Origin of the sequence: Pedobacter sp. G11, assembly GCF_003860265.1 — a bacterium.
Classification (GTDB): Bacteria; Bacteroidota; Bacteroidia; order Sphingobacteriales; family Sphingobacteriaceae; genus Pedobacter; species Pedobacter agri.
This window is the reverse complement of record NZ_CP034190.1, coordinates 1,779,196-1,796,944: the sequence shown is the minus strand read 5'-3', so window position 1 is coordinate 1,796,944 and position 17,749 is coordinate 1,779,196. Positions and strand designations below refer to the sequence as shown.

The following is a 17,749-nucleotide window of genomic DNA, read 5'->3' as shown; positions in this document are numbered from 1 at the left end:
CAGCTAATAGTTGTATGCAGTTGTTATCGCCGCTGATTAATCAATACTTTAAATAAACTGATGCATCCTAGAAGAAGCGTTAATAAAAACTGGGAAGAGTGGATAATTGTAGCGTAAGCCAGTCCATCTTTAAAAGGGATAGAATATAGAACTAGTGATTGGGCAACCATCCAATGAAAGACACCAATACCACCTTGAACCGGTGCCACCATTGCAAAGCCAGAAAATACCATTGCGGCTATGCTTGCATTAATACCTAAACTGCTTGTGGCACTTATTGCCGAAAAACAGAAATACATAGATAGTACATAAAGTAGCCAAATGCCGAGGGTGTAAAGTAAAAACAAGCCTTTTCGTTTCAGTTTTTTATATGATCCAAACCCCTGTTTTAGGCTCACGAATATTTTCAAAAATTTCCTGCTAAATTTTTGTCTTAAAAAGTAAATAGCAACAACTAGAATAAGCAGCCCAATAGCAACTAGCGCTATTAGCCATGCATAATTAATAGAACTTAACTTTTCGCTAATATTGAGATAGATAACATTCTGCAGAAACGATCCTACAATCTCGTATTGAAAAATAAGCAGGCCCAAACTGCTTACAAATAATGCCAGCACATCGAAAAGCCTTTCTGTAATTACTGTACCAATGGAAGCAAACATAGGTACTTTTTCAGTTTTGTGGATAATACTGCATCGAACAATTTCACCAAAACGTGGCAAACCGAGGTTAGCTAAATAGCCGACCATCAACGCATGATAGGAACTCCAAAAACTAACATCATATTTAATGGACCCATAAAGCATTTGCCATCTTAAAGCTCTTAAAACATGTGCTATTAAAACTGATGCTGCTGAGGTGAAGACCCAAAAATAATTGGCCTTTTTTATTTCCAGCCAGATACTGGTTAAATCTTGTCCTCTAAATGCTAAATATAAAACACCTATACCCATCAAAAACAGGATTAGAAACTTTAGCGCTGTTTTGAGGTTGGGTATCACAAAATTATTTTAGCAAGTGATTATTATCATCTGGGAATACAAGGATCGGATTATATTGTTTAGCTTCTTCAATTGGAAGCGCACCGTAAGACATGATAATTAAAACATCGCCTAACTGAGCCAGGCGAGCCGTTGCACCATTTAAACAAATAGTACCTGTGCCACGCTCCCCTTTTATCACATAAGTTTCAAAACGAGCGCCATTATTATTATTTACGATCTGCACCTTTTCATTTGCTATAATGTTGGCTGCATCCATCAAATCTTCATCAATCGTAATACTACCAACATAATTCAATTCTGCTTGAGTTACCCTAACACGGTGTATTTTCGATTTTAATATTGTGATAATCATTTGGCAAAGTTAGTAATCAGTTTGGAGTTTTCACCACTGGAAGATGTAATATGGAAAATGCGTGATAGATTATGATTCGTATACAATGGAAAACAAATGATGAATGGGCTGCAATCTACCGTTTAACTCCATCTCACATCACTTTATAATCATATTATCAATCAATCTTGTTGACCCAACCTTTGCCGCCACCAAAGCCACTAAGCTGTTTTCGTTTTTCGATTTTGCCTTTTCTAAAGTATCGCCATTGGCAATCGTAAAATAATCAAGCTCTACCCCGTCAATACCTTGATAAAATCGCTTTGCTTTTTCTTCAAGCTCATCTAATGAAAATTCATTGAAATGGTCTGTTACGTATTGAAGCGATTTGCTTAGTACCAGCGAGTTTTCACGATCGACCGGAGAAAGATGGATATTTCTGCTACTCATTGCCAAGCCGTCATCTTCTCTGATAATTGGACAAGTGATAATTTTAATAGGCAGATGAAAATAAGCAAGCATGTTTTTAATCATTAAAACCTGTTGAAAATCTTTTTGACCGAACATCGCCACATCGGGCTCAACGGCATCAAAGAGTTTTTTTACAATTTGTGTTACCCCTTGATAATGACCTTTTCTAAACTCACCTTCCAAAAGAAATTCTGCTTTGCCTAAATCAATATGCCAGTTTTCATCTGCTCCCTGGGGATACATTTCGGCTATATTTGGCATAAAGACACCACTGCAACCTGCCTCATTAAGCATGGCTAAATCGTGTTCAATTGGGCGGGGATATTTTTCCAGATCTTTAGGATCGGTAAACTGCGTTGGATTGACGAAAATGCTACAAACAATAATATCTGCATATGTTTTGGCCAGCTCAATAAGTGAAATATGGCCATTGTGCAAAGCACCCATTGTGGGTACGAGCGCTATTTTTTTACCCGATGCTTTGAGAGGTTTTAAAAAAGCCTCCAGCGCTGATTTGGTTTTAAATATTTCCAATTGGACAATCTAAGTTAAAGCGGTAAAGGTGTAAAATAATCTAAACGAAACCAAACAAATGCTTGTCTATATTGATAAATAGTATTATTATGCTTATCTTTGCGGCTCATTATCTTTTATTTAACTTAATATTTTCTTAGAATATGGAGATGGCAAAAACGAAGCTGCTGATTGTTACACACGAGATGTCGCCTTTCCTCGAGCTTACTAAAATTTCTGAAATCACACGTCAATTACCTCAAGCCATGCAAGAGAAAGGATTCGAAATCCGCATCTTGATGCCTAAATTTGGTAACATCAACGAAAGAAGAAATCGTTTACACGAAGTAATTCGCTTATCGGGAATGAACATCATTATTGATGACAATGATAATCCTTTAATTATTAAAGTAGCATCCATCCCAGCTGCACGCATGCAAGTTTATTTCTTAGACAACGAGGAATATTTTCAACGCAAACAGGTATTTAGAGATGCTAGCGGGAAATTCTTCGATGATAACGATGAACGCACAATTTTCTTCTGCAAAGGCGCTTTGGAAACTGTTAAAAAATTAGGATGGGCTCCAGATATTGTTCACTGCCATGGCTGGATGAGCTCTTTAGTACCTGCTTACATTAAAACTACTTATAAAAACGATCCTACTTTCAAAAATTCTAAAGTAGTTTATTCTATTTATGAAGATTGTTTTGAGGAGAAATTGAACGCTAACTTCGCTAAAAAAGCTGTAATGGCCAATATGACTGAAGAGGACACAAAAGCCTTCTTACCATCAGACTGCAACAGCATGCACATTGGCGCTGTAACTCACTCTGACGCAGTTGTTTTAGCAGATGAAAACTTAGACAAAGATGTGTTAAAATTTGTTAAAGATTCAAATAAGCCAACATTAGCTTTTAACTTAACCGAGAATTTTGAAAACTTCTATTCGTTTTACGAAGAAATTTCAAATGACGAATTGGTTTCTGTTGCTTAATTAGGTATTATTATTTTAAATATGAAATTTACAAAACAAGACTTATTAACCCTGTTGATAGGTCTTTTTCTTTTTGCGTCGTGTAAAAATCCGGATGGTGTTGGTTTGGATGTAGATCCGAGCACAGCGATTACTGGTACATTAGTAAACAACGAACCTATAAAATCGCAAACGATAAAAGAAGGTGATGTGACTACCGCTAGCATCGGAAGTTATCCACTTGGTTATATGGTTGATCCAATTTTTGGCAAAACAGAATCAGGCGTAGCCATGACGATCGTTCCAGGTACTACAAGTTACGATTTTGGCACATCTCCAGTTTTGGATTCAGCGATATTGGTATTAAACTTAGGTACACAGTTTTATGGAGATACAGCAAGTACAAAATACAGCATCGATGTTTATCAGCTTACCAACAAAGTGACCAATTATAAAAGCTCAGATGTTCAGGCATATAATAGCGCTCTATTAGGTAATTTTAGCAGCAAAATTTTCCCAAAAACGCCTATCAAAATTTTTGATATTATTTCGGGTAAAGCCGATACGTTAAAAACCGTCCCGGCTCAAATCAGGATTAAATTAGATAAAGACTTTATTCAAAACAACTTATTAAACCTCGCTCCTGCCGCAACTTCTACAGCTGCTAAATTTGTAGATTATTTTAAGGGGTTTTATGCACAGGTAAATAAAACCTCGACTACAGGAACAGGTGGTATTGCCTTTTTAGATCTTACTGGGACAAACTCCTATCTGCAAATGGTTTATAAAAAAAATAATACTACCAGTGGTAGGGATACTGTGACGGTTAATTTTCCTGTAAGTCCATCGGGTGCTGCAGCAAATATTAAACATGATTACACAGGAACAGAGGTCGCTACGCAATTATTACCAGCAAATGCAAATACCCAGTATAATGTAACGTACTTACAAGCTCTGGCGGGCGTGAAAACAAAAATCTCATTTCCTACATTGGCTAACTTCACTAATACCTACGGCAAGGCAGTTGTAAACAAAGCAGAACTGGTTGTAGATTTAAGTGCAGGAACGTTCGCAAATCCATTTGCACCGGCATCAAGACTTTCGCTTTATCGTTGGGACATTGCAGAACAACCAACAAATGTTCCTGATCATAATCAAGGCAATACTGGTGATCCTCGCCAGCTTACAGATGCTGTTTTTGGTGGATATTATGATTCAGTTCGAAACAGATATGTTTTTGTCGTAACGGCTTACGTGCAGGATTTGATTGATAAAAAACTGACGGATTTTGGAACGTTTCTGGCTCCTACATCTTTAAACCAGTTCCAACTCACGCCGTCCGTTACATCCGCAGGACGAGCTGTAATTGGCGCTGCTGGAAATGCAACTAACAAGATGAAACTGAATATTTATTATACAAAAATAAACTAAGAGAAATCTACGTTTGACAAAGGCCTTACAATAAAAATTGTAAGGCCTTTTTTTTTGGTAATACTCGCATGCAATAATAAAACAAACGTTTGTTTAGTATATTCGTGGAGATTATTAATATACAAATTTATGTGTGGAATTGTAGGTTATATAGGCTATAGAGAAGCCTGGCCAATAGTATTGAAAGGCTTAAAAAGATTGGAATATAGAGGTTATGACAGCGCTGGCATAGCATTAATGAATAATTCTGGCCAACATATTTATAAAAAAGCAGGTAAGGTGGCAGTGCTTGAAGAATTTGCCGAAAGCCAAGATCGTTCTGGTTCAGTTGGAATGGGGCACACCAGATGGGCAACGCATGGTGTGCCATCAGATCGAAATTCTCACCCTCACACCTCAAATAATGATAAACTTTCGATCATTCATAATGGAATTATTGAAAATTATGCAACATTAAAGGAAGAATTAATACAGCGTGGGCATGAATTTAAAAGTGACACAGATACAGAGGTATTAATTCATTTGATCGAAGAAATCCAAAAAATTGAGGAAATTGATCTGCTTGAAGCTGTTCGCCTAGCACTTCAACAGGTAAGCGGCGCTTACGCCATTGTAATCATGGATAAGGAAAATCCAAATCAATTAATTGCTGCCAGAAAAGGAAGCCCGATGGTAATCGGTGTAGGCAAAGGTGAGTACTTTATTGCCTCTGATGCTACTCCAATTATCGAGTATACCAAAAACGTAATTTATTTAAATGATAATGAAATTGCATTAATCACTAAGAATGACCTCTTGGTTAAGCAACTAGATAATGTAGTGCAAACACCATTAATCCAGGAGCTTGAGCTGAAGCTTGAGATGCTTGAAAAAAGTGGTTTCGACCACTTCATGTTGAAAGAGATTTATGAGCAACCTAGATCTATCAAAGATTGTATGCGTGGGCGTATTTATCCTGAAGAAGGAAAAGTTCAGCTTGGAGGAATAAAAGAATATGCCGAAAAGCTGAAAAACATAGATCGAATTATCATTGTAGCTTGTGGCACATCGTGGCATGCCGGTTTGGTTGGAGAGTATCTAATCGAAGAATATGCCCGGATTCCGGTAGAAGTTGAATATGCATCAGAATTTAGATACCGTAATCCAATCATTACAGAGAAAGATGTAGTTATCGCTATTTCACAATCAGGTGAAACAGCAGATACCATGGCAGCTATTGAGATGGCAAAAGAGCGAGGAGCTACCATTTTTGGTATTTGCAATGTTGCGGGTGCATCTATTCCAAGGTTATCTCATGCAGGCGTTTATACCCATGCAGGGCCCGAAATTGGTGTAGCATCAACAAAAGCATTTACCGCACAGGTTACTGTCTTAACATTGATGGCCTTTTATATGGCACAACAGAAAGGTACAATTACCACTTCAAAAATGATTGAATTGCTAACTGAACTTGATAATATCCCTGAGAAAATCCAGCAAGCATTGGAGTCAAATGATATCATCAAAGAAGTGGCAGAAAAAATTAAAGATTCTACCAACTGCTTATTTTTAGGAAGAGGAAGTGGTTTCCCTGTAGCACTTGAAGGTGCATTAAAGCTTAAAGAAATTTCATATATCCACGCAGAAGGTTATCCTGCTGCCGAAATGAAACATGGACCAATTGCTCTAATTGATGAAGAAATGCCAGTTGTATTCATTGCAACACAAAACTCATCGTATGAAAAAGTAATCAGCAATATTCAGGAAGTTAAAGCGAGAAAAGGTAAAGTAATCGCTATCGTAACACAAGGTGATACTGAAGTTACAAAAATGGCAGATTACTGCATCGAAATTCCAGATGCTAATGAAGCATTTTTACCGCTTCTGGCAACTATTCCATTACAATTATTATCATATCATATCGCAGTAATGCGTGGCTGTAATGTTGATCAGCCAAGAAATCTGGCTAAATCTGTGACAGTAGAATAACCCAATTTAAACCTGCTCATTCAAAAATGGGCAGGTTTTTAAACCAACAAAGTCTGCCAGCTTTAAAGTGAATGTATTGTGAAACGTGTATTTTAAGTAAAAATCGTTAACAATTAAAATGATGATGGAGGTTCAATACAGGCTGCGCTAACTTGTATTTCTGCTCCATAAATATTTAGAATGGCAAATCCCCATTTTCATCAGAAGGCCCTATTGTAAACTCATCCTGAATCTTTGGCTCTGTACTTTGAGGGACAGATGCTGCGGGAGTTTGTTCAAAATCACTTTTCCTTCCTAACATGGTAAAGTTTTCGGCCACAATTTCAGTTACGTATTTCTTCACTTTTTCTTTGTCTTCAAAAGATCTTGTTCTAAGTTTTCCTTCAATGTAGACTAGTTTTCCCTTCTGGAGATATTTAGATGCGACTTCGGCAAGGCCACGCCATAAAACAATGTTATGCCATTCCGTTTGTTCTACTCGTTTTCCATCTTTATTGTAGGTTTCGGATGTAGCTAGGGGAAAACTTGCTACGGTAACTCCGCCATCTAAATGACGAACTTCAGGGTCTTTGCCCAAATGGCCTACTAAAATCACTTTGTTAATGCCAGACATAAATATTTTTGGTTAGTTTTTTCTTCTTGTAGTGAATATTCGCCAAGATGGTTAGTTAATCCATCCTGATTTTTAAAGGTATTCAAGTATAAAATCATGAATAACTTTTGGCTGCGGTAACTCATCTAACTTATCTAAAGAAACCCAATTAAGTTCCTTTTGTTTATTAAAGTTAAATATATAATTTTTTAATACAAAAAAACGCAAATGGATAATTTGGTGCGTTAAAATGTGTTTTCTACTCATCAAATGTGTAAAAACTGTATTTTGTCCAAATGTTTCTTTAACCGAAGAAATAAAGTTCTCCTCATTTAACGCAGATTCGTTCACTGTCTCGATACTTGGAAAATCATATAAGTGCTGCCAAATATCACCAGCCTTCCGTTCCCTAACTAAAATCTGATTGCCTTTCTGGCAAATAAAATAATTTAAATAACGATGCCTTTGAGCAGCTTTGCGAATTTTAACGGGAAGTTCATTAACCTGTTGATGATTAAGAGCAAAACAGCCTTGACTTAACGGGCAAATGCCACAATTTGGAGATTTAGGTTTGCACTGCATGGCGCCAAATTCCATTATACCCTGATTGTATAAAGCAGGATCATTCTGGTAAAGTAATTCGTTAGCCAATGTAAAGAACTGTTTTTTACCTGCTGGAGAATTGATTGGCGTATCAATGCCGAAATATCTGGATAACACCCTAAAAACATTGCCATCTACAACAGCTCTGGCCTCACCAGATGAAAAAGAGGAAATTGCAGCAGCGGTATATTCTCCAATTCCGGTTAATTTTAATAACTCATCATGCAGATTTGGGAATACTCCACTGAAGTTATTGACAACAATTTGAGCTGTTTTATGCATGTTTCTTCCTCTTGAGTAATAACCTAAGCCTTGCCAAAGCTTTAAAACCTGGGCTTCAGTAGCCGATGCAAAATCATTCACTGTCGGGAAGTTTTCTAAGAACTTAATAAAGTATGGCAGTCCTTGTTCAACACGTGTTTGCTGGAGTATAATCTCTGATAACCAGATTATATAAGCATCTTTAGTATGCCGCCAGGGTAGATCTCTTTTATTTATTTGATACCAATTTATCAGTTCATTTTGGAATGTCATCCCTGCAAATTACGGTGTAATTATTGGTTTTAAAAAAATCTTGCAATCGAGTGATAACATAACAGATAAAAAAATCATCTTTTATTTCCCTATCTCATTAAAAAGCAATACTTTTGCAACCCCAAAACAGTAGTAATATTAAAACACAATATATATAAATAAGTAAATATGACTAAGGCAGATATTATTTCAGAAATATCAACAAAAACCGGAATTGAGAAGGTTGATGTACAGGAAACAGTTGAGGCATTTTTCAAGGTTATCAAAACGAGCATGATTGGCGGTGAAAATGTATACGTAAGAGGCTTCGGAAGCTTTGTTGTTAAAAAGAGAGCACAGAAAACTGCAAGAAACATCTCTAAAAACACTGCAATAATTATCCCAGAACACTTTGTACCTAGCTTTAAACCAGCGAAAGTTTTTGTAGATAAAGTTAAAAGTAACTCAAAAAAAATTAGCGTAGAAGCATAAGTCTTATTTATATGAATAGCAGCATAAGATCAAAACAAATCATTATCATTGGAGCAGTTTTATTGCTTGTTGCTTTTCTATTTACAAGAGACATTAAAGGTTTAGTAAAACCGACAGAAGAAAATGGTAAAATGCCTGCAAATGGACAAATGGCCGGCGCAGAAACACCATCAACTTCATCAGTATTAAGCATCGAAACTTCATCTATAGCAGCTAAAAATGTATTAAACAAAAGTTTAGCTACGGACATTACAGCTTTAGAAAACAGTTATAAAGGTGCTAATGGTGCAGAGAAAATTGAACTAGCGAAACAACTGGCCCAGAAATGGGATGATGTAGAGCAAATCACTCCATCAGCACTTTATTTAGAAGTTGTTGCACAAAGTGAACCATCAACAAAAACATGGGTAGCGGCGGGTAATAAATTTATAAAGGCTTTTGAAAGTACGCAAGATAGTTTAGCTCAACCTGCTTTATTGCAGAAAGCGAATACATCTTACAAGAATGCACTAGAGAAAGATTCTACAAACATTGAAGCTAAAACTGGCTTAGGTGTAACAATAGTTAATGGCTTAGGCGCACCAATGCAAGGTATTGCAATGTTGCTTGAAGTTGTTGCTAAAGAACCTAAAAATGTTAAGGCAAATATGAATTTAGGTATCTTCTCAATAAAATCAGGTCAGTTTGATAAGGCAATTCCACGTTTTAACACAGTGATTGCTACATCTCCTACGCCTGAAGCCTATTTCTACCTGGGAACAGCTTTAGAAAATCTAGGCAGAAACAAAGAAGCAGTTGATGCTTATTTAAACAGCAAAAAATTAGCGGCTGACCCAACCTTATCTTCATTTATTGATAAGAAGGTGGCTGAACTAAAGAATAAAAATTAATTAACAGATTAATAAAAACATTTAAAACTTAAAACTATGCCAAGCGGTAAAAAAAGAAAAAGACATAAAATGGCTACCCACAAACGTAAAAAACGTTTAAGAAAAAACAGACATAAGAAAAAATAAGTTCTTATTTTGATCAAAGCCTTTTAAACCTCACAGTATCCGCTGTGAGGTTTAAATTATTTATATAGTTTTCATTATATAAAGTTTTAGGCTGGATCAATGTTTTTCGCGTTTATACTATCCATTTGTTAATAGGCGAAAGCCTTAAATCTGTAGCTGTTGGTAAAAGAATTAATTATCAATTCGACTCCTGCCGGAGTTACCATAGCGTTGATTGAAGACAAACAACTTGTTGAGCTTCACAAAGAACAAATCAATAATAACTACGCCGTAGGTGATATTTATTTGGGCCGCATTAAAAAAATTATGCCTGGCCTGAATGCTGCTTTCGTGGATGTTGGTTACGAAAAAGATGCCTTTTTGCATTATTTTGATTTGGGCCCTCAGGTGCAATCTTTAATTAAGCTAACGAAGATCAAGCGTAATGGCTCGGTTACAGGCACATTATTAGACAATTTAAAGCTAGAAGCCGACATAAACAAGGCAGGCAAAATTTCTGATGTGCTTTCTAAAAACATGCTTCTTCCTGTACAAATTGCCAAAGAGCCAATTTCTACTAAAGGACCACGTTTAAGTTCCGACATTTCGATTGCCGGCAGGTATGTGGTACTGGTGCCATTCTCCAATACCATATCTGTATCAAAAAAAATTAAAAGTAATACCGAACGTAATCGCTTAAAAAAGATTATTGAAAGTATTAAACCTCAAAATTTTGGGGTGATAATCAGAACCGTTTCTGAAGGACGTGGAGTTGCTGAAATGCAAAAAGATCTTTTAGATTTGATTGCAAAATGGGAAAACTTTATCAAGAAAGTTCCTTCTACCGAACCTTCAAAAAGAGTTTGGGGAGAAATGGACAGATCATCTACGTTAATCCGTGATATTCTGAACCCTGATTTTACAAACGTTTATGTGAGCACACCAGAGCTGTTCGATGATATCCGTTCTTATGTACACGATATTTCTCCAGAGATGGAAAAAATCGTAAAACTTTATAAGCAGAAGGAACCTATTTTCGATCATTTTGGAATAGAAAAGCAAATTAAAAACGCTTTTGGCAAAACAGTAAACTTACCGGGTGGTGCCTACTTAGTTGTAGAACACACCGAAGCACTTCACGTAATAGACGTGAACAGTGGAAACCGCACTGCCAGTAAAGAAAACCAGGAGGAAAACGCTTTACAGGTAAACAAAGAGGCGGCTAAAGAAATTGCCCGTCAATTGCGCTTGCGTGATATGGGCGGCATTGTGGTAATCGATTTTATCGATATGCACAAGCCAACAAACCGTAAAATGCTATTCGATTATTTGCGTGAGCTGATGTTATTGGATAGAGCGAAACATACCATTTTACCTCCGAGTAAATTTGGTTTAGTTCAAATCACCAGACAACGTGTTCGTCCGGAGATGAATATTGTTACGGTAGAGAAATGCCCTGCCTGTGGTGGCACCGGCGAAATTAAAGCGAGTATCGTTTTAATGGATGATATTGAAAATAACCTGAATTATATTTTACGTGAGCAGAATGAAAAAGGCGTAACCCTTAGCGTTCATCCTTATATCGAAGCTTACATTACCAAAGGAATTTTCAACCTTCAACGCCGTTGGTTTTTTAAATATGGCCAATGGATTAAAGTGAAGGCACAATCATCTTATTACTTAAATGAGTTTCACTTCATTTCCTCAAAAGATGAAGAGATCAAATTATAACTCAAAACACATTCAACAAAAGCCTGGATTATTATAATTCAGGCTTTTTTGCTTAAGAGTTTTTCCACACCTGACAGATTTCAAAGTGGTGCAGGAACAGTAGGGCTATTACCATAAATTACACGTGTTAAACCTACAAGATTTCTCATACAGAAAGGTTAAATTCGTAATCTAAAAATCAATAATCAATTGGCAAAAACAAAAACAGCATACTTCTGTCAGAGTTGTGGCTATGAATCAGCTAAATGGCTTGGAAAGTGCCCATCATGTGCACAATGGAATACCTTTGTAGAGGAAATCGTTGAAAAAGCGGCAACTTCAGTTCCAACATGGAAAACAGAAACCAGCTCCAGAAAATTAAGTAAACCTAGTAAAGTTGATGATATTCAATCATCAGTAGAAAGAAGAATTTTAACTGGCGACAAAGAGTTAGACAGGGTTTTAGGAGGGGGATTAGTAGAAGGTTCGCTGGTTTTAATAGGTGGAGAACCAGGCATTGGTAAATCCACATTGATGTTGCAGCTGGCTTTAAACCTAAAAGGCAAAAAATTACTGTATATATCTGGTGAAGAAAGTGAACAGCAGATTAAAATGCGGGCTGAACGAATTAAAGAAACCCCATCTTCAGATTGTTATATTTTAACAGAAACATCAACCCAAAACATATTTAAACAAATTGAGATTTTGGAACCAGAAATTCTGGTTGTAGATTCTATCCAAACGCTGCATTCTTCACATATTGATTCCACTCCCGGAAGTGTATCGCAAGTGAGGGAATGTACAGCAGAGCTATTGCGTTTTGCAAAAGAAACAGGTGTTCCGGTTTTCCTGATCGGCCATATTACGAAAGATGGCGCCATTGCGGGGCCGAAAATATTAGAACACATGGTTGACACCGTTTTGCAATTTGAAGGCGACAGACACCATGTTTACCGCATTTTACGCTCCATCAAAAATCGCTTCGGAGCCGCAGCAGAATTGGGCATATATGAAATGCAGGGAAGTGGTTTAAGAGAGGTATCTAATCCTTCGGAAATTTTATTGTCACAGCGTGATGAAGAACTGAGTGGGATTGCAATCTCAGCTATGCTTGAGGGCGCTCGGCCAATGCTTATTGAAACGCAGGCATTGGTGAGTTCTGCAGCTTATGGTACCCCACAAAGATCTGCGACCGGTTTTGATACCAAAAGAATGAATATGCTCCTGGCTGTTTTAGAAAAACGTTGTGGTTTCAGACTAAGTACACAAGATGTGTTTCTAAATATTGCTGGTGGAATCAGAGTAGAAGATCCAGCCATTGATCTGGCAGTACTCATTGCAATCATTTCATCACAACAAGATATTCCAATATCATCAAAAAGTTGTTTCGCGGCAGAGGTAGGCTTATCCGGAGAAATTAGAGCGGTAAACCGGATTGAGCAACGTATTGCAGAAGCCGATAAGTTAGGCTTTGAAACCATTTATATTTCTAAGTATAATTTAAAGGGAATAGATATTTCTAAATACAACTTAGATGTTAAAGCTGTAAGTAAAATTGAAGAGGTTTTCGAAATGATTTTTGGTTAGTTGGATAGAGTAAGACGGGGAATTTCATACCCACTATTCTACAAATAGCTGAACGATTTACCCACTTACACAATAGCAATATTTTTGGCACACCAGCTTAAAAACTATCAAAACGCTAATAATCAATCAAATAACACACAAACCCTTATACTTTGGCATTTTGGATTGACATTTGCCTAAGGTAATATGTTGTACATCATGGGATGTGATCTATAACAATAGGGATGATTTTCCTCGTTAGTGAGAGCTAGCGAGGATTTTTTTTGTCTTTACATATTTAGAAAAAATTTAAATAACTTTGATTCAGATAAATAACAGGAACAATAATAAATAAACGATGAAAAAAATCATATTAAGCCTTGGCTTTTGCCTATTTGCAGCAATCGGATTTGCACAGACAGCATATACTGGCCAAAAATTTGGCGAAGAGGTTAAACCAGGCAACGTGAAGCCTGCAGCTAAGATGGAAGCAGCAATGGGTGATAAAAAAACCGTTGATATGAAAATTGAAGGTAAGGTTGTTGATGTATGCAAGAAAAAAGGCTGCTGGATGACTTTGCAAATGCCAAACGGCGATCCGATGCGGGTAACCTTTAAAGATTACGCTTTCTTTATGCCAATGGATATTGTAGGAAAAAATGTTGTTTTAGATGGCATTGCTAAAAAACAAACCATCTCCGTAGAAACTTTACGTCACTACGCAGAAGATGCCAAAAAATCTCCTGAAGAAGTTGCAAAAATTACTGACCCTAAAAAGGAATTGGCTTTTGAAGCTAAAGGCGTGGTAATTTTGGATAAATAAGCGCAAGGATGAAAGAGCAAAGAGCAAAGAGCAAAGATAAAGGAGCAAGGATTAAAGCGCAAAGGATAGCTCAATAAAAAAGCCTCAAAATTTTTAAAATTTTGAGGCTTTTTTTATGCTAATAGATTGAACTATAAAACCCAGTTCCAACCAAATTCATCTGTTGCCAAACCGTAACGAATATCATTTAGTTTTTTAGCGATTCCATTTGAAACATTTCTTGTAGATGGATCGGTTAATTTATAGGTTTCGCCAAGGTAACCAATTTCACCTACGTGAGTTACTGTTGCAGCAGTACCCGCAGCAAAAGCTTCCGTTAAGCTTCCATTTTCAATTCCTTCAATTACTTCTTTCACAGAAACACGGCGTTCTTCAACCTCAATGCCAGCTTCTTTTGCAAGTTTGATAATGGTATCGCGAGTGACACCATCCAACACGGTGCTGCGTACGGAAGGAGTAATCAATTTACCATTAATTACAAAAATTAAATTGGCTGTTCCAGCTTCTTCAATATACTCATGAGTAACTGAATCTGTCCAGATTAATTGATCGAATCCTTCCTTTTTTGCTTGCTCGAAAGGATACAAAGAACGGGCGTAGTTCCCTGCTGTTTTAGCAAAACCAACGCCTCCTTCATCTGCACGTGTAAATTCAGTCTCAATCTTAACTTTCAATGCTGAACTATAATACGGACCAGTTGGTGTTGTCAGCAAAGCAAACTTATATGTATCTGAAGCTTTTACGCCAAGGTAAGGATCGGTTGCAAACATCACTGGACGAACATACAGGGCATAGTCTTCCTGATTTGGTACCCATTTTTCATCAACATTTATCAGCGCTGCTAAACCCTGCATGAAAACTTCTTCAGGAATAGTTGGCATCGACATTCTGGCAGCTGACTTATTGAAGCGTTCAAAATTCTTATCAGCTCGGAAAACACTAATCTTACCATCTGGTTGGCGATAAGCTTTTAAGCCTTCGAAAATAGCCTGACCATAATGAAGCGCTGAAATTGCCGGACTCATTGGAATAGGTCCGTAAGGAATAATTTGTAAATTTTTCCATTCGCCGTCTTCATAATCAGCGGTAAACATGTGATCGGTAAAAACCTTACCGAACGGTAATTGAGAAAAATCAGTAACTGTCAACCGTGTCTGATCAGCTTTAGTGATTTTTATATCTAATGTCTCGGTCATATTATTAAATTTTGAATGATAGAATTTCGAATGATATGCAAGCTGCAAATTAACCCACTCAATCTTTCAGTTATTCGATCATTGTTTTATTTGCGCAAATTAGGAAAAAACGAGCTTTTCTAATAGTGTTTTATGATATTAATCTTTGTTTTTGAGTGTTTTGAGTACACTAAGCACCCATCCTCTACCCCATTCTGCCATCTGCTCGTCCGTCCATAAAAATGGATAAAAGATTCTTTTTTGAAAACGTGGGGGCAAATATTTTTGCCAGTTTGTTCCACCAGTTGCAGCCACATCAACCGGGTCTTTTTCCAAATATCGAACGGCAGATTTATAATGAGACAAAGGCCACTCTACATTTACATACAGATCAAGCTTACGTAATTCATCGGCAAGCACTGAAACATCTGCTCCTTTAGCAGCCAGTTGATGATAAAGCGCAGAAAAATTGGTCAAAGAACGATCTTTAGCCAGCTGCAAAAATTGAGCAGCATATTTTTTAATAAACTGCTTTAAAGTTAAAGTTTGTTTTCCAGTTGCTAATTCGGTTGCACCAAATTTCCAATAGATATTTTCAAATTGTTCTTCAATGGTTGCGCTACTTAGTTCATCACGCTTGCTCTTATCCACAAGGCGGATAAAATCTGTGGCACAAATTTCAATCATACGGTATTGACCAGATTGGAAACCACTTGCAGGCAGAAGGGACATGCGGAATTTCAAAAATTGTTCTTTCTCCATGCCATCAACCATAACCTCAAAAGAAGTAGTCAGAGCATTAAAGTATGCATTGATTCTTTTAACCCTAGCTGTAAAAAACTCAACTGTTAAATTTTCATGTTCCGCAATCTGTCTGCACTCATGTAAAGCCAGTTTAAAATAAAGTTCAGTTATCTGATGATACATGATGAAAATTTCCTCATCAGGAATAGGCGTTTTCGGACTTTGCAGACTCAACAGGGTATCTAGATGGATGTAATCCCAATAGGTCAGAAAATCGGCATAAAGCAGGCCATCAAGATAGGAAGCCATATCCTGCCCCATTGCAGTATACTTTTCCTGTAGTTGATTTAGTTTATCTTTAATTTCTGGTGTAAAATCCATTGTTTTGTTTTATCCATACAAAGTTGATAAAGATTTTGGTAGAACTAACTAAAAATCTCTACTTTTGAAGCAATGGCGATGGGGTACCGCCAAAACCGCCAGAACAGGCTGATGACTCCTACGATTTTATTTAAAATTGAATTCAAATGCCTGTTAAAAAGTTAACGGAAGAATTTCTTCTGTCTTTTAGTCTCTTAGTAAAGCAAGATTTTGGTCGCGTTTTCTTGAATATTCTTAAGTGGTTATTCTTTTCTGTAACGATTGGATGCATTGTTGGCTCTGCCTCTGCATTATTTTTAGTAACTCTTAATTGGGCAACGAATTATCGCGAAAGCCATCTCTGGATAATTTCCATTTTGCCTATTGCCGGTTTAGTTATTGGTTTGGCTTACCAATATTGGGGTAAAGAAGTAGTAAAGGGAAATAATCTTTTAATTGAGGAATTACAATCGCCAAAAAAAATAATACCACTGGTTATGGCACCTCTTATTTTCGCAGGCACTATTATTACTCATTTATTTGGTGGCTCTGCCGGACGAGAGGGAACGGCCGTTCAAATTGGTGGCGCTTTTGCAGATCAATTTACTAAGGTATTTAAACTAAACCCCAATGATCGAAAAATCATTTTAATTAGCGGCATAAGTGCGGGCTTCGCATCCGTTTTTGGAACACCACTGGCTGGTGCTGTTTTTGGGTTGGAGGTTTTTGTAGTTGGATCTTTAATGTACAGTGCCATTTTGCCCTCGTTTATTACTGCTATAATTGCTGATTATGCTTGCAAAGCCTGGGGTGTTGGCCATACACACTATTCAATATCGGCAATACCAGAAATGAATACGATATCTTTACTATTATCGATGACAGCTGGAATTTTATTTGGCTTAACCGCCAGAAGCTTTTCAGCCCTAAATCATTCCATTTCAAACCTATTTAGTATTATCAAATATCCACCTTTAAGACCACTTTTTGGAGGGATTTTACTTATTGCCATGATCTATCTAATTGATAATACTCGCTTTATTGGCTTGGGTATCCCTGTTATCTCTGAATCGTTTACGAAGCAAGAACCCTATTATACTTTTGCCATTAAACTCTTTTTAACAGCACTAACCTTAGGCTGTGGATTTAAAGGTGGAGAAGTAACACCATTGTTTTTTATAGGTGCAACACTAGGCAGTTTCTTGAGTGTTTTTATGCCTTTACCCGTTGGGTTATTGGCAGGAATGGGCTTTGTTGCCGTTTTTTCTGGGGCGGCAAATACGCCATTGGCTTGTATTTTTATGGGTGTAGAATTATTTGGAACCGACTCAGGAGTTTTCATCGCCTTGGCTTGCATAACAGCCTATTTATTTTCTGGCCACAAGGGTATATACAGATCGCAAATGATCGGCAGCTCTAAGCATTTATTTTTAAAAAGGCATCAGTTTTTACGATAGTTTCTGCTAAGCACTTTGTGAATTGGC

16 protein-coding genes and 1 riboswitch are annotated in these 17,749 nt (G+C 37.0%); of the genes, 9 read left to right on the top strand and 7 right to left on the bottom strand.

The genetic code is table 11. The features are described from left to right. Positions 1-23: 23 nt before the first annotated feature. The 3 genes from EA772_RS07855 to panC all read right to left on the bottom strand — a co-directional run bounded on the left by EA772_RS07855 (position 24) and on the right by panC (position 2,340). On the bottom strand, positions 24-1,001 hold the full coding sequence (locus EA772_RS07855; RefSeq protein WP_124912322.1) for a lysylphosphatidylglycerol synthase transmembrane domain-containing protein: 978 nt from the start codon (positions 999-1,001) through the stop codon (positions 24-26). A gap of 4 nt (positions 1,002-1,005) precedes the next feature. Further along, positions 1,006-1,356, bottom strand: a complete 351-nt coding sequence (gene panD / locus EA772_RS07850) for an aspartate 1-decarboxylase (protein ID WP_010601135.1) — start codon at positions 1,354-1,356, stop codon at positions 1,006-1,008. A 138-nt stretch (positions 1,357-1,494) separates the two neighbouring features. Next, on the bottom strand, positions 1,495-2,340 hold the full coding sequence (gene panC / locus EA772_RS07845) for a pantoate--beta-alanine ligase (protein ID WP_124912320.1): 846 nt from the start codon (positions 2,338-2,340) through the stop codon (positions 1,495-1,497). Positions 2,341-2,489: 149 nt separating this feature from the next. On the opposite strand from panC, the gene EA772_RS07840 reads away from it, so the two are divergent. The 3 genes from EA772_RS07840 to glmS all read left to right on the top strand — a co-directional run bounded on the left by EA772_RS07840 (position 2,490) and on the right by glmS (position 6,692). Beyond that, positions 2,490-3,314 carry a glycogen/starch synthase gene (locus tag EA772_RS07840; protein ID WP_029204282.1) on the top strand — a complete coding sequence of 275 codons (825 nt, stop codon included), beginning with the start codon at positions 2,490-2,492 and terminating at the stop codon, positions 3,312-3,314. A 21-nt stretch (positions 3,315-3,335) separates the two neighbouring features. Next, the gene (locus EA772_RS07835; RefSeq protein WP_124912318.1) at positions 3,336-4,724 is read left to right on the top strand and encodes a DUF4270 domain-containing protein; all 1,389 of its coding nucleotides are present in this window, start codon (positions 3,336-3,338) and stop codon (positions 4,722-4,724) included. A gap of 129 nt (positions 4,725-4,853) precedes the next feature. Beyond that, positions 4,854-6,692, top strand: coding sequence for a glutamine--fructose-6-phosphate transaminase (isomerizing) (gene glmS / locus EA772_RS07830; protein WP_124912316.1), 1,839 nt, complete (start codon positions 4,854-4,856; stop codon positions 6,690-6,692). A 175-nt stretch (positions 6,693-6,867) separates the two neighbouring features. On the opposite strand, the gene EA772_RS07825 is transcribed toward glmS, so the two are convergent. Both EA772_RS07825 and mutY read right to left on the bottom strand, forming a co-directional pair. After that, positions 6,868-7,305, bottom strand: coding sequence for a single-stranded DNA-binding protein (locus tag EA772_RS07825; protein ID WP_010601130.1), 438 nt, complete (start codon positions 7,303-7,305; stop codon positions 6,868-6,870). A gap of 72 nt (positions 7,306-7,377) precedes the next feature. Beyond that, on the bottom strand, positions 7,378-8,421 hold the full coding sequence (gene mutY / locus EA772_RS07820) for an A/G-specific adenine glycosylase (RefSeq protein ID WP_124912314.1): 1,044 nt from the start codon (positions 8,419-8,421) through the stop codon (positions 7,378-7,380). Between the two features lie 168 nt (positions 8,422-8,589). On the opposite strand from mutY, the gene EA772_RS07815 reads away from it, so the two are divergent. The 5 genes from EA772_RS07815 to EA772_RS07795 all read left to right on the top strand — a co-directional run bounded on the left by EA772_RS07815 (position 8,590) and on the right by EA772_RS07795 (position 13,986). After that, positions 8,590-8,892 carry an HU family DNA-binding protein gene (locus tag EA772_RS07815; RefSeq protein ID WP_010601128.1) on the top strand — a complete coding sequence of 101 codons (303 nt, stop codon included), beginning with the start codon at positions 8,590-8,592 and terminating at the stop codon, positions 8,890-8,892. A gap of 11 nt (positions 8,893-8,903) precedes the next feature. Continuing rightward, the gene (locus tag EA772_RS07810; protein ID WP_124912312.1) at positions 8,904-9,782 is read left to right on the top strand and encodes a M48 family metallopeptidase; all 879 of its coding nucleotides are present in this window, start codon (positions 8,904-8,906) and stop codon (positions 9,780-9,782) included. A gap of 285 nt (positions 9,783-10,067) precedes the next feature. Next, positions 10,068-11,618, top strand: a complete 1,551-nt coding sequence (locus tag EA772_RS07805; protein WP_010601126.1) for an Rne/Rng family ribonuclease — start codon at positions 10,068-10,070, stop codon at positions 11,616-11,618. A gap of 189 nt (positions 11,619-11,807) precedes the next feature. Continuing rightward, entirely contained in the window at positions 11,808-13,184 is a 1,377-nt protein-coding gene (radA, locus tag EA772_RS07800; protein WP_124912310.1) for a DNA repair protein RadA, read from the top strand. Between the two features lie 337 nt (positions 13,185-13,521). Then, positions 13,522-13,986 (top strand): DUF4920 domain-containing protein, encoded by a 465-nt coding sequence (locus EA772_RS07795; RefSeq protein ID WP_124912308.1) that lies wholly within the window; start codon positions 13,522-13,524, stop codon positions 13,984-13,986. Between the two features lie 131 nt (positions 13,987-14,117). Here the strand turns inward: EA772_RS07795 and EA772_RS07790 are convergent, their stop codons facing one another. Together EA772_RS07790 and EA772_RS07785 are read right to left on the bottom strand one after the other, a co-directional pair. After that, entirely contained in the window at positions 14,118-15,182 is a 1,065-nt protein-coding gene (locus tag EA772_RS07790; RefSeq protein WP_116170502.1) for a branched-chain amino acid aminotransferase, read from the bottom strand. A 138-nt stretch (positions 15,183-15,320) separates the two neighbouring features. Continuing rightward, positions 15,321-16,286, bottom strand: coding sequence for a tryptophan 2,3-dioxygenase family protein (locus EA772_RS07785; protein WP_124912306.1), 966 nt, complete (start codon positions 16,284-16,286; stop codon positions 15,321-15,323). A 65-nt stretch (positions 16,287-16,351) separates the two neighbouring features. Beyond that, a riboswitch (Fluoride riboswitch) is annotated at positions 16,352-16,414 on the top strand. 18 nt (positions 16,415-16,432) lie between these two features. Here EA772_RS07785 and EA772_RS07780 point away from each other — a divergent pair. Next, complete coding sequence (locus EA772_RS07780) at positions 16,433-17,722, top strand: voltage-gated chloride channel family protein (RefSeq protein ID WP_210405084.1); 1,290 nt, start codon at positions 16,433-16,435, stop codon at positions 17,720-17,722. Positions 17,723-17,749 lie beyond the last annotated feature (27 nt).